The organism is Microbacterium sp. CCH5-D1, from assembly GCF_001557335.1.
Lineage (GTDB): Bacteria > Actinomycetota > Actinomycetes > Actinomycetales > Microbacteriaceae > Microbacterium > Microbacterium oxydans.
Genome location: NZ_LSJW01000321.1, coordinates 1 through 23,679 on the forward strand (window position 1 = coordinate 1; position 23,679 = coordinate 23,679).

23 protein-coding genes and 1 pseudogene are annotated in these 23,679 nt (G+C 67.8%); 19 read left to right on the forward strand and 5 right to left on the reverse strand.

From position 1 onward, the window contains the following. Nucleotides 1–209 (reverse strand): hypothetical protein (locus AX744_RS21125; RefSeq protein WP_231728857.1); only part of this gene is annotated, 209 nt, incomplete at its 3' end. A gap of 24 nt (nt 210–233) precedes the next feature. Between AX744_RS21125 and AX744_RS19550 the strand changes: the two genes are divergently transcribed. The 15 genes from AX744_RS19550 (at nt 234) to AX744_RS19620 (ending at nt 15,585) form a co-directional block, all read left to right on the forward strand. Next, nucleotides 234–920, forward strand: coding sequence for a hypothetical protein (locus AX744_RS19550; RefSeq protein ID WP_157543665.1), 687 nt, complete (start codon nt 234–236; stop codon nt 918–920). A 54-nt stretch (nt 921–974) separates the two neighbouring features. Next, nucleotides 975–1,694, forward strand: coding sequence for a hypothetical protein (locus tag AX744_RS19555; protein ID WP_058630879.1), 720 nt, complete (start codon nt 975–977; stop codon nt 1,692–1,694). Next, nucleotides 1,678–2,154 (forward strand): hypothetical protein, encoded by a 477-nt coding sequence (locus AX744_RS19560; RefSeq protein ID WP_061018796.1) that lies wholly within the window; start codon nt 1,678–1,680, stop codon nt 2,152–2,154. Before AX744_RS19555 ends, AX744_RS19560 begins: the two co-directional genes overlap by 17 nt. Beyond that, the gene (locus AX744_RS19565; protein WP_061018798.1) at nt 2,151–3,071 is read left to right on the forward strand and encodes an NAD-dependent epimerase/dehydratase family protein; all 921 of its coding nucleotides are present in this window, start codon (nt 2,151–2,153) and stop codon (nt 3,069–3,071) included. Before AX744_RS19560 ends, AX744_RS19565 begins: the two co-directional genes overlap by 4 nt. Before the next feature lie 22 nt (nt 3,072–3,093). After that, nucleotides 3,094–4,077 carry a Gfo/Idh/MocA family protein gene (locus tag AX744_RS19570; protein ID WP_058630882.1) on the forward strand — a complete coding sequence of 328 codons (984 nt, stop codon included), beginning with the start codon at nt 3,094–3,096 and terminating at the stop codon, nt 4,075–4,077. A 1-nt stretch (nt 4,078) separates the two neighbouring features. Continuing rightward, complete coding sequence (locus tag AX744_RS19575; RefSeq protein WP_061018800.1) at nt 4,079–4,735, forward strand: deoxynucleoside kinase; 657 nt, start codon at nt 4,079–4,081, stop codon at nt 4,733–4,735. Nucleotides 4,736–4,815: 80 nt separating this feature from the next. Then, nucleotides 4,816–5,109: a hypothetical protein gene (locus AX744_RS19580; RefSeq protein WP_046748057.1), complete on the forward strand. Its 294-nt coding sequence runs from the start codon at nt 4,816–4,818 to the stop codon at nt 5,107–5,109. 194 nt (nt 5,110–5,303) lie between these two features. After that, nucleotides 5,304–6,395, forward strand: a complete 1,092-nt coding sequence (locus AX744_RS19585; protein ID WP_442922844.1) for an AAA family ATPase — start codon at nt 5,304–5,306, stop codon at nt 6,393–6,395. A 26-nt stretch (nt 6,396–6,421) separates the two neighbouring features. Further along, a complete protein-coding gene (locus AX744_RS19590; RefSeq protein ID WP_061018801.1) occupies nt 6,422–7,309 on the forward strand; it encodes a DUF58 domain-containing protein in 888 nt (295 codons plus the stop codon). Continuing rightward, on the forward strand, nt 7,296–7,787 hold the full coding sequence (locus tag AX744_RS19595; RefSeq protein ID WP_061018803.1) for a hypothetical protein: 492 nt from the start codon (nt 7,296–7,298) through the stop codon (nt 7,785–7,787). Before AX744_RS19590 ends, AX744_RS19595 begins: the two co-directional genes overlap by 14 nt. Further along, a complete protein-coding gene (locus tag AX744_RS19600) occupies nt 7,778–8,764 on the forward strand; it encodes a VWA domain-containing protein (protein ID WP_231728858.1) in 987 nt (328 codons plus the stop codon). The genes AX744_RS19595 and AX744_RS19600 overlap by 10 nt, the downstream gene beginning before the upstream one ends. After that, nucleotides 8,761–9,801 carry a VWA domain-containing protein gene (locus AX744_RS19605; protein ID WP_061018804.1) on the forward strand — a complete coding sequence of 347 codons (1,041 nt, stop codon included), beginning with the start codon at nt 8,761–8,763 and terminating at the stop codon, nt 9,799–9,801. The genes AX744_RS19600 and AX744_RS19605 overlap by 4 nt, the downstream gene beginning before the upstream one ends. Before the next feature lie 215 nt (nt 9,802–10,016). After that, nucleotides 10,017–13,523, forward strand: coding sequence for a PKD domain-containing protein (locus AX744_RS19610; protein ID WP_061018806.1), 3,507 nt, complete (start codon nt 10,017–10,019; stop codon nt 13,521–13,523). A 170-nt stretch (nt 13,524–13,693) separates the two neighbouring features. Continuing rightward, the gene (locus tag AX744_RS19615; RefSeq protein WP_061018807.1) at nt 13,694–14,485 is read left to right on the forward strand and encodes a hypothetical protein; all 792 of its coding nucleotides are present in this window, start codon (nt 13,694–13,696) and stop codon (nt 14,483–14,485) included. 134 nt (nt 14,486–14,619) lie between these two features. Next, the gene (locus tag AX744_RS19620) at nt 14,620–15,585 is read left to right on the forward strand and encodes a hypothetical protein (protein WP_231728859.1); all 966 of its coding nucleotides are present in this window, start codon (nt 14,620–14,622) and stop codon (nt 15,583–15,585) included. A 16-nt stretch (nt 15,586–15,601) separates the two neighbouring features. On the opposite strand, the gene AX744_RS19625 is transcribed toward AX744_RS19620, so the two are convergent. Continuing rightward, entirely contained in the window at nt 15,602–16,597 is a 996-nt protein-coding gene (locus AX744_RS19625; RefSeq protein ID WP_227751223.1) for a hypothetical protein, read from the reverse strand. A 67-nt stretch (nt 16,598–16,664) separates the two neighbouring features. Further along, nucleotides 16,665–17,648, reverse strand: a complete 984-nt coding sequence (locus AX744_RS19630) for an alpha/beta hydrolase (protein ID WP_061018809.1) — start codon at nt 17,646–17,648, stop codon at nt 16,665–16,667. Between AX744_RS19630 and AX744_RS19635 the strand changes: the two are divergent. Continuing rightward, nucleotides 17,629–18,855: pseudogene (locus AX744_RS19635) on the forward strand (ATP-binding protein); the annotation flags it as partial. The gene AX744_RS19630 and the pseudogene AX744_RS19635 overlap by 20 nt on opposite strands. A 64-nt stretch (nt 18,856–18,919) precedes the next feature. Here AX744_RS19635 and AX744_RS19640 read toward each other — a convergent pair. Further along, a complete protein-coding gene (locus AX744_RS19640; protein WP_046748960.1) occupies nt 18,920–20,368 on the reverse strand; it encodes an NAD(P)H-quinone dehydrogenase in 1,449 nt (482 codons plus the stop codon). A 48-nt stretch (nt 20,369–20,416) separates the two neighbouring features. Here AX744_RS19640 and AX744_RS19645 point away from each other — a divergent pair, with 48 nt between their 5' ends. The 3 genes from AX744_RS19645 to AX744_RS19655 are packed head-to-tail and all read left to right on the forward strand — an operon-like array spanning nt 20,417 to nt 23,198. Next, on the forward strand, nt 20,417–21,250 hold the full coding sequence (locus tag AX744_RS19645) for a purine-nucleoside phosphorylase (protein WP_046748959.1): 834 nt from the start codon (nt 20,417–20,419) through the stop codon (nt 21,248–21,250). Then, a complete protein-coding gene (locus AX744_RS19650) occupies nt 21,247–22,932 on the forward strand; it encodes a phospho-sugar mutase (protein ID WP_061018811.1) in 1,686 nt (561 codons plus the stop codon). Before AX744_RS19645 ends, AX744_RS19650 begins: the two co-directional genes overlap by 4 nt. A 2-nt stretch (nt 22,933–22,934) precedes the next feature. Further along, nucleotides 22,935–23,198, forward strand: coding sequence for an HPr family phosphocarrier protein (locus AX744_RS19655; protein ID WP_046748957.1), 264 nt, complete (start codon nt 22,935–22,937; stop codon nt 23,196–23,198). A gap of 9 nt (nt 23,199–23,207) precedes the next feature. Here the strand turns inward: AX744_RS19655 and AX744_RS19660 are convergent. Next, nucleotides 23,208–23,679: PTS sugar transporter subunit IIA (locus AX744_RS19660; RefSeq protein ID WP_197429289.1), on the reverse strand; the 472-nt coding region annotated here is incomplete at its 5' end.

A 23,679-nucleotide genomic window follows, 5' to 3' on the forward strand; every position in this document is an offset into this window, starting at 1 on the left:
TCGGCAGCGTCCCTACGGGTCTCGCCAACAGCAAGAGCGACATCGACGTCTTCCTCGTCACCCTCGACAACCCCGGCGGAGCCGCTGGGGGTGAATTGTATGCGAATCAATTCACCATCGGGGACAAGCGCGTCGATATCGAGACCTGGACGATCGGAGAGTTTGGCCGAACCGTTGCGCGTATTGTCGATGCTCTCCGCGTCGGGCAATCGCGAGTGCACGCGCTGGGGGAGATGAGATCACCCGATTTCGACTTCCTCAGTCGCGTGGTCTCCGCTGTCCCTGTGATCGGCGAAGGCTTCTACTCGTCGTGGGTGAGCGCGAACCTCCCCCGAGAGGGAGAGTACGAGCAGGTGCTGTCTGCACGATTCGCTCTCGAGGCCGCCGCAACGCTGGAGGATGCCGAAGGTTTCGCGGAGGCCGGGAACCGGGACGGTCTTGGATTCTCCGCCTCTCGGGCCACCAACTTCGCCGTGAAGTCGTGGGTGGCAGCGACCGGCGATGTGTACTTCGTCGACAAGTACGCCTTCACCCAGGCAGTTCGGCAGGGTATGCCCTCGGAGCAGTTGGCGCGCGCGCGAAGATTCGGTCAGTACGAGTGGATTCGTGAATCGGATCCGCGGTTCATGGAACTCCAGACGTTCCTGCAGGATTTCCTCATCGCCAGCCAGATCCTGTCCAACCGATTCCCGGTCGACCGATCGACCACGACTCCGAGCTTCCGCTCGAATCACATGCCGATTCAGATCGCGGACGGAGTTCTCCTGAATGAGGAGGGGAAGAACCATGTGCTGCTCTCCGTCGTCGCCGCGAAGGTCTGGCAGGCGCTGATCACCGGCGACGAAGCGTCCCTTCCTCCTGCGGACGTCGATCTCATCAGACCGCAGCTTGAGGCTGCCGGAGTGATCGAGCGCATCTAGACGGCGCTCGGGAAATCGTTCATCTGAACGCCGAACAACAAGAGGGATAAAAGCGTGAGCGGATACATCGTCGAACTCGAAGGCACGGACGGCACAGGGAAATCGACCGTCGCCGGCTCGCTGGCCTCGGAGCTCGGCGGGACGGTCTTCTCGCGCGTCACGGCAAACGCGGACACGTCGCTCGACCGCCTGACCCGAAGCGTCGGCACCTTCTTCGGTGAATCGCTGGACGATGTACCGGCGTTGGAGGTGCTCGCCCTTGCCGCCATCACTCAAGACGCGGCCATCCTCGAGAGTCAGGTCCTCCCCCACGTGCGCGCAGGTGGGGTCGCGGTTCTGGACTCGTGGTGGTTGAAGACGTCGTGCCGTTTCGTGATCGAAGCGGAGAATCTCGGCTATGAGCAGAGCCGCATCCACCGGATCGCCGGCTGGATCGACGATCTGGCCTACTGGCGCACGTGGCCGGATCTCACCGTCTACACCGCCGTCCTCGAACTCGACGACTCGACTGTGCGCGCACGTTACGAGCAACTCCCGGAGGAGCGGCGTGACATCGTCATCGGCAGGGACGGACGCAATTCCGTCGACCCCGATGAGTTCGTCGACTTCGTCTCACGCATACGACACCTCATCAGGAAGAAGTCGGAGGGGATCGATACATCGCGCACGTTCATGAACACCTCGGACGATCACGGTATCGCGTGCTCGAACGCGATCGCCGAGTGGATCCGCCTCGCGCAGAACGCAGACGGTTCCGGTGCGAGTGGTCATTGACTCCCGCAGCACCCTCGTCATCGATTTCGACGGGGTCATCGTCGATTCCGAGCCGATTCGGCGACGAGAGACGGAACGCTCGCATCGAGAGGGCGCGCCGAGGCAACAGACCTACGCACGCATCCAGGCCCTCATCATGCAGACGCCCCCGCGACCGGAAGCCCTCTCCTTGATCGCGCGTTTCCCCACGAAGGACATCGTGATCGCCACGAACAACCTCTCTACCAACGTCCGCGAGTATCTGGATGCGTGGCTGCCCTCGCTCTCTGCCGCGTCCATCTTCAGTCGCCTCGACCTCGGCTTGGCCAAGGAGACCGAGGACTTCTGGCGACGGCTGGGAGCGATCCTGAATCGCCCCTCCGACACACTCCGCGTTTACGACGACAGCGCGGACGTCTGCGCGATCGCTGCCAAGGTCGGCATGCAGGTTCACCGCGTCGAGACCGGGGTGGCCGGATGAACGACGGCGCAGCTCCTCGCGTGCTCGTGGCCGGCGGGGCCGGTTTCCTCGGGAGCCATAGCGCGAAACGTCTGCGCCGAGATTTCCCCGAGTCCGTGATCACTGTGCTCGATCGCGAGGAAAGTCAGAACACCGACATCCGCGTCGACCTGACCGACGACCGAGCAACCATCGATGCCCTGAGAGACAGCGCGGACTACGACTGGGTGCTCAACTTCGCCGCTCTCTCTTTCGTTCCGTCGAGTTTCACCGAGCCTCGTCGGTACCTGACGAACAATGTCCTCGCCACCCAGAACCTCCTGGACGCTCTGAGCACGGGCGGATTCCGCGGGAAGCTCCTGCATTTCTCGTCGTGCGAGGTGTACGGAGACGCCACGAGACCATCGACGAAGGCACCGCTGGTGCCGAAGAGCCCCTACGCCGCGAGCAAGGCGGCTCAGGAGCTGGTGCTTCGTGCCCACCACATCGCCTCCGGGGGCGCCTACGCGGCGACCATCATGCGGCTCTACAACATCTATGGGCCCGGGCAACAGCACAATCGGCTGTTGCCGTCCGTCGTCCACGCGGCCGCGACCGGCGAGTCGCTCGCGCTGTCCGGGGACGGCGAGCAGACGAGAACGTTCCTGCATGTCGACGACCTCATGGATCTGCTCGTCTCCGTGGTCACGGCTGACGCGACGCGCACCGCTGAGGAGCTGCGGATCTACAACGTCGCTGGACCCGACGTGTTGAGCGTCAATGATGTCGTCACCCTCGCCCGGCGAGATGCCGCCATCCCCACCGTGACGGCGCCCAGCACTCCGGCAGCGTTGCGAGTGTCGGTGGGGGACCCGATGAACGTCCTGGACGATTTCCGGTGGAGCCCGTCGAGGACGGTCGCGGATTTCATACGGAAGTCGATCTCAATTGTTGTCTAATCCGAAGAAGTGGGGATAGATCGTGCGTCTGGGAATCTATGGTCTCGGTCAGGTCGTGTTGGAGAGGCACCTCGATGAGCTACGCGCTATCCCGGAGATCTCCGTCACCCACATCGCGACGCGGGACAGCGCGCGCTTCTATCGTGCGATGGAGACCTACCGTGGAGACATGACCCGCGTGGGGTCCCTCTCCGCGCTCGCAGGCCACCCCGACATCGATGCCGTGCTGATCGCGACCCCCGCGTCGGATCTCCTGTCATCGGCGGAAGTGGCGCTCCGAGCCGGCAAGCTGGTCTACCTGGAGAAGCCTCTGGGCGCGTCCTACGCCGATGCCCTGCGCATCACCGCATTGGAGGGCGCCCGGGATCGAATGGTGGTCGGCGACAACTTCTATTTCCAGGAGAGGTTCGTCGCGGCCATCGGTCACACGCACGCCGCATGGCTCCCGGAAAGCACCTCGGCCGATATCGTCGATTATCTGAGAAGGGGAGATCGGGTCCGCTTCCGGTCCGACATGGATCTCTTCAAGGAGCATATCGTCCACCCCCTGGCGGCGCTGCACAGGCTGGGCCAGCCGGTGCTCGACGCACATGTGCGATCTGCCCGGGTCATTCGTGACATCGAGATCGGACAGATCGTCGACATGCACCTCGTGTCCGGCGAATGGAACGGCACGATTCGAAGTGTCATCACCGACGCCTGGTCGCGAGACAGATACGTCTTCCGCGGCGAACGCGGCGAGGTCGTCATCGAGCATGTCCATGACTTCGAAACGGCAGCTCAGCTGGGCAGGAGCGTCTACAACGACTTCCTCGATGTCGACGGCGACTCGGTGCCATTGCGCTCTCCCGCCCCCAGTGGCATGTTCGAAGCCTGGAACGTGCTTCTCGGGCTCTCGGCCGGAGACCGCAAAGCCACCGCCGAGGCTCACCGCGTGCTCGAGGCGAGCCTCAACGCCGTTCGCATACGGGATGAGGCGCTTGCCCTGCTTCACGAAAGCAGCTGAGTTGCCTTCGGTCAGCATCCTCGGCTCGAGTGGAGCGGGTAAGTCGGTCATCCTCGATCGCTGCGCCGAGCTGGGCCCTCTCGCCTCCGGGCACGGCGAGTATTCGGTGGTCGGCATCGCGTGCCACGAGTGGGAAACCTGGGAGAGCTTCCTCACCGATCCCGGGCGTTACGCCTTCGCAAACCAAATGGAAGCACTGCGCAAGACCGTCGACACTCTCGTCTGCGTCGAACGACTCAGCGGCCCGTTCGATTACGTCGTGACCGATGCCTCGCCGATGCGCGTGAAGATGTACACGGAGATCATGTTCGACGTCGATCTTCTGTCACCGGAGGAGTTCGGCCGATGGCAGTCCGAATACCGTCACCAGCTCACGAGAATTCCTCGTTCCGCGGCGTTTCTGTATCTGGTTCTGGACACGGGAGAACGGGCCCTCCGAGATGGTGCGGGAGGACACGATGGACGCTGGTCCAACGGCGATCAGCTGAAGGCACTCCTCGACGCACGCTTCGACGATCTGCTCGCTGAGCGGCGAGCGACCGGCGAGCTCGGCGCCACGGTGGTCGCGTCGGCGACGCCGGCCGAGATGCTCGCGGACTTCCGGAAGCGACTTCTCGAGGATGCGCGGACCCGACACGATGGTCGAGCACGGGAGTAGACGAGATCATCCGCTGGATGTACGACGCCGGCACTCAGGGCCGATGCCCTGTGCTGCGGCCCCGTCCTAGCGTGGAAGACATGTCAACCACCGTCTCCCCTTCAGCCCTGTCCGCCCCTGCGACCTCGACCGCGAAAGGGACGGTCAGTCTCGTTCTCGGGATCTGCTCTCTCTTCGCCGGCTGGACCTTCTTCGCGCCGGTCATCGGACTCATCTTCGGCATCCTCTCGCTGCGTCACGAGCCGCAGGCACGCACCAGGGCCGGCTGGGGAGTCGCCCTCAACGCGATCGCCATGAGCCTCTGGGTCATCACGCTCGTCGTCGTCCTCGCATTCGGAGGGGTCGCGGCCGTCGCGACGATGTTCGGCCAGTGACGTCCGCCGCATGCATGATCCATCGACGGATGCAGGGGGTCTGCACGACGAAACCTCCTGCATCCGCGATCGGTTCATGCAGGTGAGCGGAGCGTGATCGTCAGACCGCGCACAGCCGGCCGCTCCGTCGTTGCGATTACGCTGGTCCGCGGGGGACAGCCGCGACGCGGGTCCCCGAACGAGGGAGCCTACCGATGACCGAGTCCTCCACGCCGGACCTGCAGACGATCTCCGCACCGCCGCCTCCGCCCGGCCCCGCGCAGACGCACCCGCCGACACCTCCCGCCGCACCCACCAACGCCGCGCCCACGGACGCCGAGATGGCCAGGGCCTCCGAGGTGCTGCGAGTCATCTCGACCTCGTACTCCGCGAAGATGGTCGGCCAGGACCGTCTGCGCACCAGCCTGCTCGTCGCCCTCATCGCCGGCGGCCACATTCTGCTCGAGAGCGTGCCGGGACTCGCCAAGACCACCGCGGCGAGCACCCTCGCCGACACCGTGAAGGCGCAGTTCAAGCGCATCCAGTGCACCCCCGACCTGCTGCCGAGCGACATCACGGGCAACCAGATCTACGATGCGGCGACCGGCTCGTTCCGCACGGTGCTCGGCCCCGTGCATGCGAACTTCGTGCTGCTCGACGAGATCAACCGCTCCAGCGCCAAGACGCAGAGCGCCATGCTCGAGGCGATGCAGGAGCATCAGACCACGATCGGCGGAGAGATCCACCACCTGCCCAAGCCGTTCCTGGTGATCGCGACGCAGAACCCGATCGAGCAGGAGGGCACGTATGAGCTGCCCGAGGCGCAGATGGACCGCTTCCTGCTCAAGGAGATCGTCGAGTACCCGAGCCCCACCGAGGAGCTCGAAGTGCTCAGCCGCATCGACTCCGGCGTGCTCGACCCCGACCGGCACGTGACCAGCGCCGTCAGCCTCGACGATGTGCACCTGCTGCAGGATGTCGCGAGCCGCATCTACGTCGACCCCGCGATCCGCAACTACATCGTGTCGATCGCCTACGTCACCCGCAATCCCGCGCCGTACATCGGCGAGGAGCGCGCCCGCTTCATCAAGTACGGCGCGAGTCCGCGCGCGAGCATCGCCTTCCTGCAGGCCTCGCGCGCGCTGGCGCTGCTCAAGGGACGCGCGCACGTGCTGCCCGAAGACATCCGCGAACTGCGGCACCTGATCCTCCGGCACCGCGTGCTGCTGACGTTCGAGGCCGACGCCGAGGGCATCCGCAGCGAGGAGATCATCGACCAGATCTTCGCCTCGGTCCCGACCCCCTGACCCGGCGCCTCGGGACTCATCGCCACATGCCCAGCCTGATCACGCAGGTGAAGAGCAAGCTCTTCATCCATTCGACGCGCAAGTCGCTGCACGCGCTCGACGGCGCCTACGCGTCGTTGCTGCGCGGACGGAGCCTCGACTTCGAAGACCTGCGCAAGTACGAGTACGGCGATCAGGTGCGCGACATCGACTGGCGTGCGACCGCCCGGCTGGGGACGCCCCTCGTGAAGCGCTCGCGCGCCACCCGCATGCACACCGTGCTGTTCGTGGTCGACACCGGGCGCTCGATGTCGGCCCTCGCGGCGGACGAGCAGTCGAAGAAGCAGCTCGCGATCCTCGCGACGGGTGTGCTCGGCGTGCTGACGCTGCGTCACGGCGACGACTTCACCACTGTCTACGGCGACTCCGCGAAGGTGCGCCGCCTCGCACCGGGACGCAGCGAGGGCGCTCTCGAACACGCGCTGCGCACGATCGACAGGGCTGTGGACGAGAGCAGCGCCCCGAGTGATCGCGATGCCCTGCTCTCCTTCGTCACACGCACGATCGCCCGCCGCATGATCGTGGTGGTGATCACCGACGAGGCTCCCCTCACGAGCGAGACCGAGCGGATGCTGCGCCGACTTCGAGTGCAGCACGACGTGCTGTGGCTCACGCTGCGCGATGCCGAGCCCGTGCTCGATCACGCCACGGGGCGCATCCGCAGGGACGTCGACAGCCGATGGCAGGTGCCGGGTTTCGTGCAGGGCGACCGCGAGATCGTGCAGGAGCTGACCGCCCAGCGCGAGGCCGAAGCCGCGCACCTCGACGATCTGCTCACCCGCATGGAGATCAGCCACTCCACGCTGGACGGGCAGGACCATGCCGTCGCCCAGCTGCTGGCGTTGCTGAACCGGAGGTCGAATGCCCGGCTCTGACGACCTCTACCCGCCGGCCCAGTACGGCTGGGGGTGGCTCCTGCTCGCGATCGGCATCCTCGCGCTGCTGGTGCTCGGTGCGTGGCTGTTGATCGCGCTCACGCGACCCCGTCGCACCCTCGCCACCGCGGACCCGAATGCCGGGCAGGTTCCGCTCATCATCGACGTGCTGTCGCAGCTGCGCACAGAGTACCTGGCCCGGATCCAGCAGATCGAGACGGACTACCGGGAACGGCGCCTGTCGGCGCGGCAGGCGAACGTCGAGTTGAGCAGGGTCGTGCGCGCCTTCGTGAACGAGTACAGCGGCCTGGAGGCGCCGGTGCTCGCACTCGACGACCTGGTGGCGCGCGGCGTCCACCCGGCTCTCATCGACGCGCTGGGCAGGCACTACTATCCGAGCATCTTCCGACCCGGCCCGGTGATCGACCCCGTGGCCGGCGCCGAAGCGGCGAGGACGGTGGTGCGCACATGGCACTAGCGAACATCTGGATGCTGGTGGGCGCGGTCGCCGTCGTGCTGGTGGCGCTCGCGATCGGGCTCGTCCTCGGACTCCGACGCGAGGGGCGTGCCGGGGCCGGAGACGCCGCCCGCGTCGCCCGCGCCGAACGCCTGCGCACACTGCCCTCGTTCCGCCGTGCCCTGACGCGACGGGCACTCGCGCTGTCCGGCGTCCTCGCGCTCGGCGCGGCAGCCGCGATCGTGTCGGGGGTGGTTGCCGCGCGGCCGATGTCGGCGCAGACCGTGCAGCCCGTCAACACGAGCCGCGACATCATGCTGTGCCTCGACGTCTCCGGCTCCATGACCGAGGTCGACGTCGAGGTGCTGAACGTCTTCGACGAGCTGTTGGACGGCTTCGAGGGGGAGCGCATCGGCCTGACGATCTTCAACAGCTCGCCCGTGCAGATCTTCCCCCTCACCGACGACTACGACTTCGTCCGCGAGCACCTGGCCAGCATGACCGAGAGCTTCGACTTCGTCGACCAGGTTCCGGAGCACTGGATCGGCACGCTCAACGGCAACGGCGCCTCCCTGATCGGCGACGGCCTCGCGGCCTGCGCGATGGGCTTCGACCACCCGGACGATGAGCGTTCGCGCTCGGTGATCTTCGCCACCGACAACGAGGTCAACGGCGCCTCGATCGTGACGCTGGAGGAAGCCGCCGCCTACGCCGCCTCGAAGGACGTGCGCGTCTTCGCACTGAACCCCGTCCAGGGCAAGGACGCCGATGTGAGCGCCGAGCTCAGCGCGGCAGCAGAGGCGACGGGGGGCGCCGCGTTCGGGCTGCGCGACACGACCACCGTCTCCGACATCGTGGACCAGGTGCAGGAGCAGGAGGCGACCGAGCTGCGCGGAGAGGCGCAGGTGGTCTGGACCGACACCCCGAACCTGTGGATCGTGGTGCTCTGCCTCAGCGTGCTCGGGTTCGTCGTGGTGCTGTGGAGGGTGCGACTGTGATCTTCCAACCCGTGCTCAACCCACTGCTGATCGCGCTGCTGTGCGCACCGGTCCTCGCCGTCGCCGTCTGGGTGCTTGTCCGTGCGCCGAAATCGGGCGGCGTGCCGATCGCGGACGGGCGCGCACTCGCCGGGCATCGTGCGCTGTGGGCCATGCGGCTGCTGCTGGTGCTCGCCTGCGTCGCGCTCCTGCTTCGTCCCGGCATTCCCGGCGGAGCCACGCAGACCCTCGCGACCGACACCGACATCGTGTTGGTGGTCGACACCACGGCGAGCATCGTGGCCGAGGACTGGGGCGACGGGGAACCGCGGCTCGACGGCATCCGCGAGGACGTGCGCGCGCTCGTGGAGGAGTACCCGGGAGCACGCTTCGCGCTCATCACCTCGGATGCCGCCGCCCAGCTGCGGGTTCCCCTGACCACGGACACCACCGCGCTCATGGGTTCGCTGCAGGTGCTGCGCCCCGAGGTCACCAGCCAGTCACGCGGAAGCTCGATCGGCATCGCCGCTCCGCTGCTTTCGGAGACGCTCGCCTCGGCGGCCGAGTCGTCTCCCGACCGCTCGCGCATGGTGTTCTACTTCGGCGACGGAGAGCAGACGGTCGACACGCCGCCGGAGTCGTTCAGCGCAAGCGAGAAGTACACCGATTCGGGAGCCGTGTTCGGCTACGGCACAGCCGAGGGCGGGCCGATGCGCATCACCACGGGCGGCGTCTCGGATCAGGGAGGCGACTACATCCAGTACCAGGGCGCCGATGCGCTCTCGGTGATCGACGAGTCGACCCTCGAGACGATCGCCGACGACCTCGGTGTGGAGTACTCGCATCGGACGGCGGACACCGCGCCCGTGCTTCCCGCTGCCCCGTCCACCACCACCGACTACGCCGATTCGGGCGAGGTCGGCAACGTCATCGAGCTGTACTGGATCGCCGCGCTCGTCGCCCTGGCCATCCTGGGCGTGGAGCTCGGGCGGGCGACCCTGCTGATCGCGCGACTGCGGCATCTCCGTGCTCCTCGGTCCGACGCAGCAGCGCGATAGCGAGCAGCCCTTCCATCTGGAAGCTGACACTCAGCAACCTCCGGATATCGGATGCTATTGTTTTACACGTCGCGGACTATCTCGGACGCGACGGGGGTTCGCAGATGCGATCCGACCGCGGAGTCACATGAGCTTGGGGAAGCTCCCGCGGTCGTTTCACGCTGCGATGTCATGTCGACTCTCACGTCGGCATCAGATCACTGGGGAAGCAAAACATGGGGAACAAGCGTGTTCTGAAGCGCGCCCGAAAGACCGTCATCGCGACGGTCGTCGGAGCCTTGGTCGTCAGCGGGCTCGTGTCGTTCGGTGGTGGAGCCGCCGTGGCTGCCGACGCACCGCCGACGTTGCCACCGCTGCTGCAGCGTGATGACAACGTCGTCACGTCGGATCCGATTCCGACGGTGCAGATCGACAACGGGTACGTCTGGGCGCAGACGACCATCGGCTCGACCGTGTACGCCGTCGGCAAGTTCGACAACGCCCGCGAGCCGAAGGCCAAGCCCGGCACCGCGCTCACAGCACGGTCGAACGTGCTCGCGTACGACATCAACACCGGCGCGCTCCTTCCGTTCGCCCCCACGGTCAACGGGGTGATCAAGGCCGTCGCCGCCTCCCCCGACGGCAGCCGCATCTACATCGGTGGCTCGTTCAACAAGGTCAACGGCAAAGACCGGTGGAACATCGCAGCCATCGACGCGAAGACCGGCGAGCTCGTGCCCGGCTTCATCCCCTCCATCGGCGGATCAGGCGTCTACGCGCTGGCGACTTCGGGCACGAGCGTCTACGCCGGCGGTCTGTTCTCGCAGGCCAACGGCACCGCGCGGAAGAACCTCAGCGCGTTCAACACCGCCAACGGAGCACTCCTCCCCTGGGCACCTCAGACCGATCAGCAGGTCGACGCCCTCGTGATGGACCCGGCCGGGATCGACACGATCATCGGCGGACGCTTCTCGCAGATCAACGGCGACACGGGGCTGCGCGGCATCGGTGCCGTCGACAAGGTCACCGGCGCAGTCGACACCGCATGGGAGCTTCCCGACACGGTCAAGAACGGTGTGGGCACGGGCCCTTCCGCGGGAAAGTCCGGAATCTTCGGCCTCGCGACCGATGCCACCGGGGTCTACGGCACAGGCTGGGCGTACGCGAACGCCGATGTCGCCAACCTCGAAGGGACGTTCGCTGCTGAAGCCGGGACGGGCAAGGTCCGCTGGATCGCGGACTGCCTCGGTGACCACTACGGCGTCTACTCCACTGGCAAGGTCATCTACACCACCAGCCACACTCACGCCTGCAGCACCATGGGCCTGCACCCGGAGCAGTCGCCGCGCACACACCGCTACTCCGAGGCCTTCACCGCCGATGCGCGCGGGACGCTCGGCACTCAGCCGGCGACGCCCCAGTACAAGGACTGGGCCGGAACGCCCGCGCCCTCTCCCTACGTGTGGACGCCCGACTGGGCTGTCGGTACCACGACCGGACTCGGCCAGGCCGGGTTGTCGATCACCGGCACGGGCAACATGATCTCCATCGGCGGCGAGTTCCGCTCCGTCAACAACGGACAGTTCGAAGGGCTCGTCCGCTTCTCGACCACGCCTCCCGAGGGCCCGAAGGACGGACCCCGCCTCTCCGGCGAGAAGTGGGTGCCGACCGCGACTTCGCTCGTCCCCGGCCGCGTGAAGGTCACGATTCCCGCCAACTGGGACCGTGACGACCTCACGCTCACATACGAGCTGCGCCGCGCCGGCTCGACCACGCCGTTGTTCACCACGAAGATGGACTCCACCTGGTGGAACCTGCCAGCGGTGACCTTCGAAGACACGACAGCGCCGGCAGGTTCACAGCAGCAATACACGTTCACGGCCACGGACAGCAACGGCCACACGGTTTCGAGCAAGACGACGACTGCCACGGTGGCCGAGTCCACTCCGGCGTACTCCAACGCCGTGCTCGCTGACGGCCCCGAGTTGTACTACCCATTGGGAACCGTCGCACAGGATGTGGCGGGAACGAACAGTCCGATCCTCCGCTCAGGAGCAACTCCTCAGTCGTCAGGTGTGCCGAAGGGCGTAGCCGGTGCGACAGCCCTCGACGGCACAGTGACCGGGCGAGTCGACACGACCACGAAGGTCGCGGCGCCCTCGTCGTTCTCGGCCGAGCTGTGGTTCCAGACCTCGACGACCAGCGGCGGGTTGTTGTTCGACTTCCAGAGCTCGGCCACCGTGCTCTCGAAGAACTTCGACCGAACCGTCTACATGTCAGACGACGGCCGTGTGAACTTCGGGGTCTACAACGACGGCACGAAGGTTCTCACGACCGCGACGGCATACAACGACAACCGCTGGCATCATGTCGTCGCGTCGGTGAGCCCCGACGGAATGAAGCTCTTCATCGACGGGAAGCTCGACGGACACCTCCCCGGAGTGACCAAGGCGCAGGACTACAACGGCTTCTGGAAGATCGGCAACGGCAACCTGACCGGCTGGGCGAACGCACCGAAGACGACTCCCCTCCTCGGCAACGTCGATGAGTTCGCGGTCTACCCGTATGGCCTGACCGCGGGACAGATCAAGACCCACTACAGCGTCGGAAACGGCTCCACAGCCCCCGTCGCCGCCTATACGGCAACGGCGACCGGGCTCGACGCGGCCTTCGACGCGAGCTCCTCAGTACCCCCTGGCTCTACGACGATCGCGGAGTACCGATGGGACTTCGGTGACGGTTCGACCGCGGCCGGCAAGACTGCGGCGCACACTTATGCGGCGCCCGGAACCTATGAGGTCAAGCTGACGGTCACCGACAGTCAGGGACTCGTGGGATCCATCAAGAAGCCGGTTCTCATCCAAGGTCCCAACGTGGTGCCCACCGCGTCGTTCACACTCTCCGCGTCGGCGCTGACCATCACAGCCGACGCCTCGGCATCGTCCGACTCCGACGGCACGATCAAGAGCTACAGCTGGAACTGGGGCGACGGCACGACCGGCGAGGGCGCGGCGGCGAACCACACCTACGCGACGGCAGGCACGCGCACCGTCACCCTCACCGTGACCGACGACCTGGGCGGCGTGGCAACCACCACCCGGGAAGCCATCGTGACGGCTCCCGCAGCGCTCGCGAGCGATGAGTTCGAGCAGCCTTCCACTCGCGGCTGGGGTAATGCCATCGTGGGCGGCGCCTGGAAGATCGCAGGTGGAACGACGACGACGACCACAGTCGCCGACGGTTTCGGGAAGCTGAATCTGGCCGCAGGCGACACCCGGCACGCGACGCTGAACACGCCGTCGATTCCGAGCCCGGCTCTGGAGACGAGCTTCCGCCTCGACCAGGCTCCCGCCGCGGGTGGTGCCTACATCGGCGTCATCGCACGGGACTCGACCGCCGGGAAGTACCTCGTTCGCGCGTGGCTCCGCCCCGACGGAACGATCTGGCTCGTCGCGCACCGCGACGGCACCGTGCTCGCCACCCAGGCCGTGTCCGGGCTCGCCTTCGCGGCGAACACCTCGTACACGCTCAAGGTCACGGTGACGGGCACAGCACAGGCGTCGATCAAGGCGAAGATCTGGGCGACCGGAACGACAGAGCCGACCGACTGGCAGCTCAAGGCGACCGACAACACGCCTCTGCAGCCCGGGGGTGGGGTTGGCCTGAGCGGCAACCGCTCCGGTAGCTCGACTGCCGCGGCAATCGTGTCCTTCGATTCCTTCCGCGTCACCGCGGCCGAGTAGCGCTCGGGGACGGGCATCGTCCCTCCTCATGATTCAGCCGGCCTCGGCACCCGAGGTCGGCTGAATCGCATCCTGAGGATCCCCGGATAGGATGTTCAGCGCTTCGTCCTGCCGCTTCGGGGACCAGAATCCTCGCGCTGAGCAGTCGTCGATCGGTAAGGGGGTTGGGCGTGACAGATCCGTCGGCACCCTCGACGACCGAGGTCGGACCCTCGACCACCACCGCCCGGGCGGCCGACCGCGCCGCCGCCCTTCTCCGGTCCAACCGCCACCGTCGCCGCGTCCGCCGCTGGGTGGCGATCGGGACGATTCCGCTCACACTCGCCGCGCTTCTCTTCGTGGGCAAGCTGCTGAGCATGTACGCCTTCGCGCACCAGGCCATCACCGCCTACGTCGTCGACGACTTCGCCGGCGCTGAGGCCTCCGCGCGTGGACAGGACTTCCTCAACTGGTTCGAGCCGTACAAGGCGCCCTTCAACATCGGCACGGCACTCGGTGCGGCCGAGCAACTCCCCGAAGCCCGTGTCCAGCTCGAAGAGGCGCTCGACCTCGCGACCGGCCTCGAAGTGTGCGCGGTGCGGATCAACCTCGCGCTGATCATCGAGCGCATGGGCGATGCGGCCCGTGCGGACGGCGACGGCACGGGCGCAGCGGCGCTCTACGGCGAGGCGCTCGGAATCACCGCCGACACCCCGGAGGAATGCCGCAGCGACGAGGCACAGCAGCAGTCCCCCGACCCGCAGCGCGACATGTCCGACTCCCTCGACGGCACGGCGGACCGGCTGAAGCAGAAGCAGCAGGAGGAGCAGCAGCCCCAACCGCAGCCACAGCCCGGCGAGAAGGAGCAGCCCTCCGAGGACAAGCTGAAGGGCCTCCAGGACAAGCTCGAGCAGGGCACGCAGGAGCGTGACCAGCAGCAGGGCGACGACCCCGGTGGCTCGGGGACGGAGAAGCCGTGGTGAGCGACCACGAGAGGCAGCGCGCTCGCTACCTCTCGGGCACCGAGGGCGCTCCCCCCGTTCCTCCGCCCGGGGGGTATCGCGGGGCGCGTCGTGAGGCCTGGGGATCGACGCCCGCCCCGCCCGTGGCGGTTTCCATGCCTGCGGAGGAGTCGAAACAGCCCGCGAACGCCCTCGGCTGGATCGCCCTCACCGCATCCATCCTCTTCGCGCTCATCCTGCTCGGCACCTTCGTCGCCGGCGGCACCGACCTCCTCTACGGGGTCACGATGCTCGCACTGCAGCTCGTGGTCGCCGGCGTGATCATCGCGGCGCTTTTCTCCGTGCGCGGACGGAAGCTCGGGGCGATCGGCCTGGTCATCGCGATCCTGTTCAACGTCGCGACGGTCGGCGGCATGAGCGCACTGCAGACCTCGGCCTCGGGCAACTACGAGGGCACGAAGACGGCCGCCCAGAGGCACGCGGAAGCCTATCCCGGGATCAAGGGCACCGATCCGCAGAAGGCGTTGTCTCAGCAGTCGCTCGACGAGGTGCGTGCGCAGACTGAGACGCTGTTCGCCGACATCCGGGCGCGACTCACCGACGAGTTCGGCTTCACCTGGACGCAGGTGGGCGATGAAGACCTGCGCCCGGAGCGCAACGGCTACGGCGGGGAGTCGATGCTGGTCGAGTTCACCTCCGCCGCCTGGGCGACCAACGAGCCTGTCCAGGGCTACGACCGAAAGCGCGCCGTGATGGCCGTGATCAGTGAGGTGGTCGTCGACCACGGGCTGTGGGACCTGTACTCGTTCAATGATCCCGCGGTGTCGGGCATCGACCCCGCGATGATCGCGAAGCTGTACGGCAGCGACGACCCGCGCACGCAGACCACGTGGGAGTACTACACCGAGAACTTCCCCGACCCTCTCCGCTTCTACGCCACGATCAATGACCTCTCGAACGATTCGGACGGCGGCTTCCGCACGGCACGGGAGGCGCAGAACGCGCGCACCGGCGAGCCGCTGGAAGGGCTGCAGCTGACGGCGATCGCGAGCGGGGTGCTCAGCGAGGCGGATCGTGCCGAGTTCCAGGAGAAGCTGAAGGACTACCCCGGCTTCGAGTGAAACGCTCGACGGCCGTTCAGGAGCCGAGGGTCAAGAGCATCCGCGCCACCACGTACCTGGCGTGGCCGCGGGACGTGCGCGGGTCATACCCGAGCGCATCGACGAGCACGCTCAGGCGTTCCTGCACGCTGGAGTGGTGCCGCCCGAGCCGCGCGGCTGCGGCGCGCACGCTCCGTTCCTCGCTGACGGCGTCGAGAAGCTCCCGACTGCGCTCATCGAGTGCCGCGAGTGCCGCCGCATCAGGGTGGAGGGGCCCCCGCCCCGCAGCCTCGGCGACGAGCAGCAGACCACCGAGGTCGGCGGCATCGACCACCGGCTCCTCCGGGCTGGTCAGTCGCACGGCCACGAGCGCCGACGCCCACGACGCGGGAAGACCCTCCGCCGGGCCGACGATGCCGAGCCCCAACCGCAGGTCGACACGGTGCGGCCAGGCGTCGACGGGCTGCATCTCGGCGTCGAGGATCGTCGCTCGCGTCAGGCCGTGCCGGGTGGCGACGACAGCCGAGGGATGCACCGGCAGCGGAGCGGGGTCGGGAGGAGAGGCGACGAGCCGCAGGGAGTCCGCAGCGATGCGGAGTCGAGGCAGTGCCGCTGCCCTCTCCTCCGCACCGGCATAGGAGCTGATGGCGAGTTCGACCGCGCTCTCGGGGCCGACCGATCGGCGCGCCCTGATGATCCCGAGGGCGAGACTGAGCCGTTCCAGGATCATCGCGTCGTTCGTGTGCGCATCGCCTTCGCGCTCGATCCAGGCGACCGCATCCGGTCCGCTCTCCCGTACCGGCCAGGAGTGAGACGGCTCGACGGGATCGATGCGCACCCCGTCGGCCCGCACGCGCATGATCTGTCTGCCGTCACGCTGTCCGACGGTCGCGCCGCTCAGCACCGCCGCACCTCGCAGCATGCTCTCGACTCCCACGGAGCGGGCGACGAGGGCGTCGAAGTAGGTGACGACCTTGAGCGTCTCGCTCGCATCCGGGTCGAGGGCGGTGAGACGCCCCAGCAGATCTTGCATGTCGGGCTCCATCGCACGGGGATTCCACCCTATGGGGTGGGAGTTCCCTCTTCCGGTCGACGCGGGCTCAGGAGAGCAGCCGGTTCACCCAGTCGTCGCGGGCGGCGAGCATGGCCTGCGCGACGGCCGTGTGCGGAGCGAACATGTCGAAGCCGTGGAACCCCCCTGCCCAGACGTGCAGTTCCGCCTGCACCCCGGCCTCCCAGAGCTTCGTGGCGTAGGCGACGTCCTCGTCGCGGAACACCTCCGCGCTGCCGCAGTCGATGAAGGCGGGCGGCAACCCGCTCAGGTCGGTCGCGCGCGCCGGGGCGGCGTATACGGAGACGTCGTCCGTCCCGACGCGATCGCCCAGGAGCGCGGTCCACCCCGTCACGTTCGAGCCCCGGTCCCAGACGCCGATCCCGTCGATCTGGTGCGTCGACACGGACTCGTCTCGGTCGTCGAGCATCGGGTAGATGAGCAGCTGGCCGACCAGTTCAGGGCCACGTCGATCGCGGGCGAGAAGGGCGGTGCCCGCGGCCAGCCCACCCCCGGCACTGCCTCCGCCGATCAACAGCCGGGAGAGGTCGATGCCGAGCTCCTCGGCGTGCTCCGCGGTCCACAGCAGGCCCGCGTAGCAGTCCTCCACCGGGTACGGATCCGGGAACTCGGGGGCGAGCCGATACTCGACGGTGACGATCACGCCGTCGAAGCGCTCCGCCCAGTCGAGGAAGCCGGCCACGCCGAGCCAGCGGTTGCCGATGATCATGCCGCCGCCGTGCGTGTGGAAGAACCCGGGGCCGGTGCCGGTCCTGCCCTCCTTCTCGATCACGGAGACGACGATCTCATCGCCACCATGACCCGCGATCGAGACGTCCCGTCGGGTGAAGCCGCGGTCGGCGAGCACCGCGAAGATCTCGTCCTCCCCGCTCACCGGCGACTGGCGCAGCAGCGGGATCATCTCTGCCGTCAGGGTCGGCGGCAGCTGGTCGGCGACGAGGGCGAGAGCGGCCTCGAGCTCCGGGTCGAACGGCGGTCGCGCCAGGGTGGTGTCGGTCTTCGAGTCCGCCACGCGCGAGGCCGTCGCCGCCTTCGGCCGCGGCGAGTGCTTCGTCGAGAAGTACCTCGACAAGCCGCGTCACGTCGAGACCCAGTGCCTGGCCGATGCCGAAGGCAACGTCGTCGTGATCTCGACGCGTGACTGCTCGCTGCAGCGCCGCCATCAGAAGCTCGTCGAGGAGGCGCCGGCTCCGTTCCTCACGCAGGAGCAGAACGACCTCCTCTACACCGCCTCCAAGGCCATCCTCAAGGAGGTCGGCTACGTCGGCGCCGGTACCTGCGAGTTCCTCATCGGAGCCGACGGAACCGTCTCCTTCCTCGAGGTGAACACACGTCTGCAGGTCGAGCACCCGGTCTCCGAGGAGGTCACCGGCATCGACCTGGTACGAGAGCAGTTCCGTATCGCGGCCGGCGGCACCATCGACTACGACGACCCGAAGCCGCAGGGCCACTCGATCGAGTTCCGCATCAACGGCGAGGACCCCGGTCGCGGATTCCTGCCCCAGCCGGGCCCGATCCACGTCTTCAAGACCTTCGGAGGCCCCGGCATCCGTCTGGATTCCGGTGTCACTGCGGGCGACTCGGTCTCCGGTGCCTTCGACTCGCTGCTCGCCAAGATCATCGTGACCGGCAAGGACAGGGCAGAGGCCCTCGAGCGCTCGCGCCGTGCCCTCGACGAGTTCGAGGTCGCCGGCCTTCCCACCGTCATCCCGTTCCACCGCAAGGTCGTGCGCGATCCTGCGTTCACAGCGGAGAGCGGCGAGTTCGGCATCTTCACGCGCTGGATCGAGACCGAGTTCGTCAACGACATCCCGGCGTGGGACGGAGAGCTCGAGGCGCCGGCTGCCTCCGAAGCCCGGCACACGGTCGTCGTCGAGGTCTCCGGCAAGCGCCTCGAGGTGAGCCTGCCGGACCGCGTCGCCGTCGCCGCAGGCACCGCTGGGCGCCCCGCCGCGGTTCCCCCGTCGCGCCGCAGCCATGCCACAACGGCCAACGCCGGAGCCTCGGGGGATGCCGTCAAGTCCCCCATGCAGGCCACGGTCGTGAAGATCGCGGTCGCCGACGGACAGCAGGTCGTCAAGGGCGATCTGGTCGTCGTGCTCGAGGCCATGAAGATGGAGCAGCCGCTGCAGGCGCACAAGGACGGCGTCGTCGGCAACATCAACGCCGATGCCGGCGCCACGGTCTCCGCGGGACACCAGCTGCTCACCATCAGCTGATCCTCCCGCTGACACGCGAAAGGCGCCCCACCGAAGTGGGGCGCCTTTGCTGTGCCTACGGGCGTCAGGAGATGTTCACGAGGTGCATCGCCCTGCTCGCGTCGGTGATGCTGCTGGACAGCGAGGGGTAGGCGGCGAAGACCCGCGAGACCTGATCGACCGTGAGGCGGCGCTCGACGGCGACCGCGATCGGGTAGATCAGCTCCGAGGCCTTCGGAGCGACGATCACACCGCCGATCACCGTACCGGAGCCCTTCCGCGCGATGAGCTTCACGAAGCCGTCCTTGATGCCCATCATCTTCGCGCGCGGGTTCGCCGCGAGAGGCAGCTTGTAGACCATGCCGTCCGCGACGCCATCCTCGACGTCCTTGACGCCGTAGCCGACCGTGGCGATCTCGGGCGCGGTGAAGATGTTGGAGGTGATCTTGATCAGCTCCAACGGGATCACGATGTCGCCGAGGGCGTGGAACACCGCGGTGCGCCCCTGCATCGACGCGACGGAGGCCAACGGGAAGAAGTTCGTGCAGTCGCCGACGGCGTACACGTTGGGGACCGAGGTACGAGCGACCTTGTTCACCCGGACGTGCCCGGATTCGTCGAGCTCGACGCCGGCTTCCTCGAGACCGATGCCTGCGGTGTTCGGGATGGACCCGACGGCCATGAGGCAGTGGCTGCCCTCGACCGTGCGCCCATCGGACAGCGTGACGGTGACGCCGTCGTCCGTGACCTCCACCTTGTCGGCGCGCGACTTGGAGAGCACCTGCATTCCCCCGCGCTTGAAGACCTTCTCCAGCACCGCAGCCGCGTCCTTGTCCTCGCCGGGGAGCACCTGCTCACGGCTCGAGATCAGGGTCACCTTGGCGCCCAGGTTCATGTACGCGGAGGCGAACTCCGCTCCGGTGACACCGGATCCGACCACGATGAGGTGCTCGGGGAGCGCCTTCATGTCGTACAGCTGCGTCCACGTCAGGATGCGCTTGCCGTCGGGCTTCGCGGAGTCCAGCTCGCGCGGCGAGGCGCCGACGGCCACGACGATGGTGTCGGCCTCGACCCGGTCGAAGTCGGTGCCGCCCTGGCCGGTCGAGACGATGATCGCCGTGGGCCCTTCGAGGCGTCCGTGGCCGGACAGGATGCGCACACCGGCCTCGAGGAGCGTCGCGCGCATGTCCTCGGACTGCTGGCCGGCGAGCGCGAGGAGGCGCTTGTTCACGGCGGCGAGGTTGATCGCGATCTCGGGCTTGAGGGGGCGGGAGTGGTCGCCCTTGGCATAGAAGTTCACGCCGAGGTCGCTGGCCTCGGAGATGGCGACGGCCGCATCGGCGGTGGCGATCAGGCTCTTCGAAGGCACGACGTCGGTGAGCACGGCTGATCCGCCGACTCCCACCCGTTCGACCAGGGTGACCTCGGCACCCAACTGGGCGGCCGCGAGGGCCGCCTCGTAGCCGCCGGGACCGCCGCCGAGCACGGCGACGCGCTGAGTGCGCTCGAAAGTGGTGGAAGACATGGAATCCATTCTCGCGCAATCCTGGCACCCGAGCCTGCACCTTCCTAGAGTGGATCCATGCCCGAAACGCACAGCAACCCCCTCGACGACCCGACCGCGAACCCGTTCGAGGTGGCCGCGCAGGCCGCAGCCGACATCGCCCGTCTGACCGGCGTCGAGAACCACGACATCGCCCTCACCCTCGGCAGCGGCTGGGGCAAGGCGGCCGACATCATCGGCGAGACCGTCGCCACGATCCCCGCGACCGAGGTCACCGGCTTCTCGAAGCCCGCGCTCGAAGGCCACGTCGGCACACTGCGCAGCATCCGCACCCCCGGCGGCAAGAACGTCCTCGTCATCGGCGCGCGCACCCACTACTACGAGGCCCACGGCGTACGCCGCGTCGTGCACAGCGTCCGCACGGCAGCCGCGACGGGCGCCAAGATCATGGTGCTGACCAACGGAGCCGGCGGCATCCGCGAGACCTGGACCCCTGGCCAGCCCGTGCTGATCAGCGATCACATCAACCTCACGGCCGATTCGCCGCTCGAGGGCGCCACGTTCGTCGACCTCACCGACCTGTACTCGAAACGTCTTCGGGACGTCGCCCGCTCGATCGACCCCTCACTCGACGAAGGCGTCTACACGCAGTTCCGCGGCCCGCACTATGAGACCCCGGCAGAGGTGCAGATGGCCAAGCACATCGGCGGCCACATCGTCGGCATGTCGACTGCGCTCGAGGCGATCGCCGCGCGCGAGGCCGGCATGGAGATCCTCGGGTTCTCCCTGATCACCAACCTCGCCGCGGGAATCCAGCAGACCCCGCTCAGCCATGCCGAGGTGATCGAGGCCGGACGGGAGGCGGAGCCCGTGATCTCCGCGCTTCTGGCCAGGGTGGTCGAGGCCCTGTGAGCGAGGAGCGGCTCGCGCAGGCCCGCGCCTGGTTGCGCCAGGACCCCGACCACGAGACCCGCGACGAACTGGCCGGTGTGATCACCCGGGCCGCCGCCGGGGATGCGGACGCGATCGCCGACCTCGACGACCGTTTCCGCACGCGTCTCGCCTTCGGCACCGCCGGTCTGCGCGGCGAGCTCGGCGCCGGGAGCAACCGGATGAACCGGGTGCTGGTCGCGCAGGCCGCGGCGGGATTCGCCGCCTACCTGCGCGAGAAGTCGAACGGTCAGAAGTCGAACGGCCAGACGCCGACGGTGGTGATCGGATACGACGGGCGTCGCAACTCCCGCGTGTTCGCGACCGACTCCGCCGAGCTGTTCGCCGGAGCCGGACTGCGGGCGGTCCTGCTCCCCCGTCTGCTCCCCACCCCCGTCCTCGCGTTCGCCGTGCGCCACCTGGGAGCCGATGCCGGCGTGATGGTGACCGCGAGCCACAACCCGCCGAACGACAACGGGTACAAGGTGTACCTGGGCGGCGCGGATCAGGGATCGCAGATCGTCGCTCCGGCCGATGCGGAGATCGCCGCGCACATCCAGCGGATGGCGGACGCCGGACCGGTGACGGCACTGCCGCGCTCCACGGAATACGAGGTCGCAGGCGAGGACGTCGTCGAGGCATACATCGCAGCGACCGCCGCCGTCGCCCCCGCCCCCGCCGGCACCACCGGGATGCGCTGGGTGTACACGGCGATGCACGGCGTGGGCTGGGAGACGCTGTCCCGCATCGTCAAGGACGCCGGATACCCGCAGCCGTTCGTCGTCGACGAGCAGCTCACGCCCGACGCCACCTTCCGCACCGTGTCCTTCCCGAACCCGGAGGAGCCCGGTGCCATGGATCTCGCTTTCGCGAGGGCTCGGCGCGTCAAGGCGGACTTCATCCTCGCCAACGACCCCGACGCCGACCGCCTGGCCGTCGCGATCCCCGACGACTCGGCAGCGGACGGCTGGCGTCGCCTCACCGGCAACGAGGTCGGACTCCTGCTCGGCGCGAGGGCGGCACGTGCTGCGGCGGGCACGCCAGGGGCATCACTCGCCTGCTCACTCGTCTCCTCCCCCGGCCTCGGCGCCGTCGCGACCCACCACGGACTCGACTTCCACGAGACGCTCACGGGCTTCAAATGGATCTCACGCGCCCCTGGCATCGTCTTCGGTTTCGAAGAGGCTCTGGGTTACCTCGTGAACCCGGAGACCGTGCGCGACAAGGACGGCGTGTCGGCCGCCGTCGCGGTCCTCGGCCTCGCGGCAGAGGCGCGCGACCGTGGAGCGACGCTCAGCGACCTGCTGGACGAACTCGGCGAGACCTACGGGCACTTCGCCAGCGGTCAGGTGTCGGTGCGCGTCGAAGACCTCTCGATCATCGGTACCGTGATGCTCGCCCTGCGCACGCTTCCGCCGACACACATCGCCGGTCGGTCGATCGCCTCGGCCGAGGATCTGCTGCAGGCGGGCCAGGGGCAGCCGTCCGGTGACGTGCTCCGCTACCGGCTGACGGACGGGTCCCGCGTGATCGTGCGTCCCAGCGGCACCGAGCCGAAGCTGAAGGTCTACATCGACGCGAAGGCGGACTCCGCCGAGCGCGCGCGAGAGGCCGTCGCCGAACTCGAAGCCGGGGTGCGCACCCTGCTCGACGAACGCTCCTGAGCATGCCGATCCGACGCATCATCGTCAGCGCGCACAACGGCGTGCACGCTCGTCCGGTGGCCGAGCTCGTGCGACTCGCGCAGTCGCACGGGTCTCCGGTCACCCTCCGCACGGCCGACGGCACCACCGTCGACCTGAGCAGCGTGCTGGCCGTGATGGACCTCGGGATCGCGACAGGAGATCCGGTCGAGATCGAGACCGCACCGTCTCCGACGTCCGAGGCCGTCCTCGATCAGCTCGCGGAGGTTCTCGCTCCCCGCGGCTGACCGCGACCCTCACCCGTCGATCACGGCGACGAGCTCGTCGAGGAACGCCTCGAAAGTCGTCCCCTTCCGGACGATCCGCTGCACGCTCTCGCGCTCGCTGAACACCTCGACGAGCTGCTCGAACACGGTCTGGAAAGCCGCACGGTCGCTCTCGCTGAACGCCGCGAGGGCGACGACCTGCACTCGCCCTCCGCCCCAGGCCGCTGAGCCGTCCGCGACGCCGATGGCGATGGCCGTGCGAGTGGCGGTCATCTGGAGCGCGTGCGGCACGGCGAGCGCATCCGTGAAGGCGGTCGACGACATCCGCTCCCGCACGATGGTGTTCTCGATGTAGTCCTCGCCGATCAGGCCTGCCTGCACCAGAAGACCGCCCAGACGCCGGATGATCGCCTCCTCCCCCTCATCCGGCAGGGGGAACACGTAGGCGTCCGCGAGGAAGTAGCGGGCGAGCTCACCGCGGAGGCGGGTGAGACGCCGTCCC

What these genes read in the sequence shown, in the direction of transcription:
- AX744_RS19550 (WP_157543665.1), top strand. Translation starts at nt 234, where the DNA reads ATGAGATCACCCGATTTCGACTTCCTCAGTCGCGTGGTCTCCGCTGTC.
- AX744_RS19565 (WP_061018798.1), top strand. Translation starts at nt 2,151, where the DNA reads ATGAACGACGGCGCAGCTCCTCGCGTGCTCGTGGCCGGCGGGGCCGGT.
- AX744_RS19580 (WP_046748057.1), top strand. Translation starts at nt 4,816, where the DNA reads ATGTCAACCACCGTCTCCCCTTCAGCCCTGTCCGCCCCTGCGACCTCG.
- AX744_RS19585 (WP_442922844.1), top strand. Translation starts at nt 5,304, where the DNA reads ATGACCGAGTCCTCCACGCCGGACCTGCAGACGATCTCCGCACCGCCG.
- AX744_RS19590 (WP_061018801.1), top strand. Translation starts at nt 6,422, where the DNA reads ATGCCCAGCCTGATCACGCAGGTGAAGAGCAAGCTCTTCATCCATTCG.
- AX744_RS19595 (WP_061018803.1), top strand. Translation starts at nt 7,296, where the DNA reads ATGCCCGGCTCTGACGACCTCTACCCGCCGGCCCAGTACGGCTGGGGG.
- AX744_RS19600 (WP_231728858.1), top strand. Translation starts at nt 7,778, where the DNA reads ATGGCACTAGCGAACATCTGGATGCTGGTGGGCGCGGTCGCCGTCGTG.
- AX744_RS19610 (WP_061018806.1), top strand. Translation starts at nt 10,017, where the DNA reads ATGGGGAACAAGCGTGTTCTGAAGCGCGCCCGAAAGACCGTCATCGCG.
- AX744_RS19620 (WP_231728859.1), top strand. Translation starts at nt 14,620, where the DNA reads ATGCCTGCGGAGGAGTCGAAACAGCCCGCGAACGCCCTCGGCTGGATC.
- AX744_RS19625 (WP_227751223.1), bottom strand. Translation starts at nt 16,597, where the DNA reads ATGCAAGATCTGCTGGGGCGTCTCACCGCCCTCGACCCGGATGCGAGC.
- AX744_RS19640 (WP_046748960.1), bottom strand. Translation starts at nt 20,368, where the DNA reads ATGGATTCCATGTCTTCCACCACTTTCGAGCGCACTCAGCGCGTCGCC.
- AX744_RS19645 (WP_046748959.1), top strand. Translation starts at nt 20,417, where the DNA reads ATGCCCGAAACGCACAGCAACCCCCTCGACGACCCGACCGCGAACCCG.
- AX744_RS19655 (WP_046748957.1), top strand. Translation starts at nt 22,935, where the DNA reads ATGCCGATCCGACGCATCATCGTCAGCGCGCACAACGGCGTGCACGCT.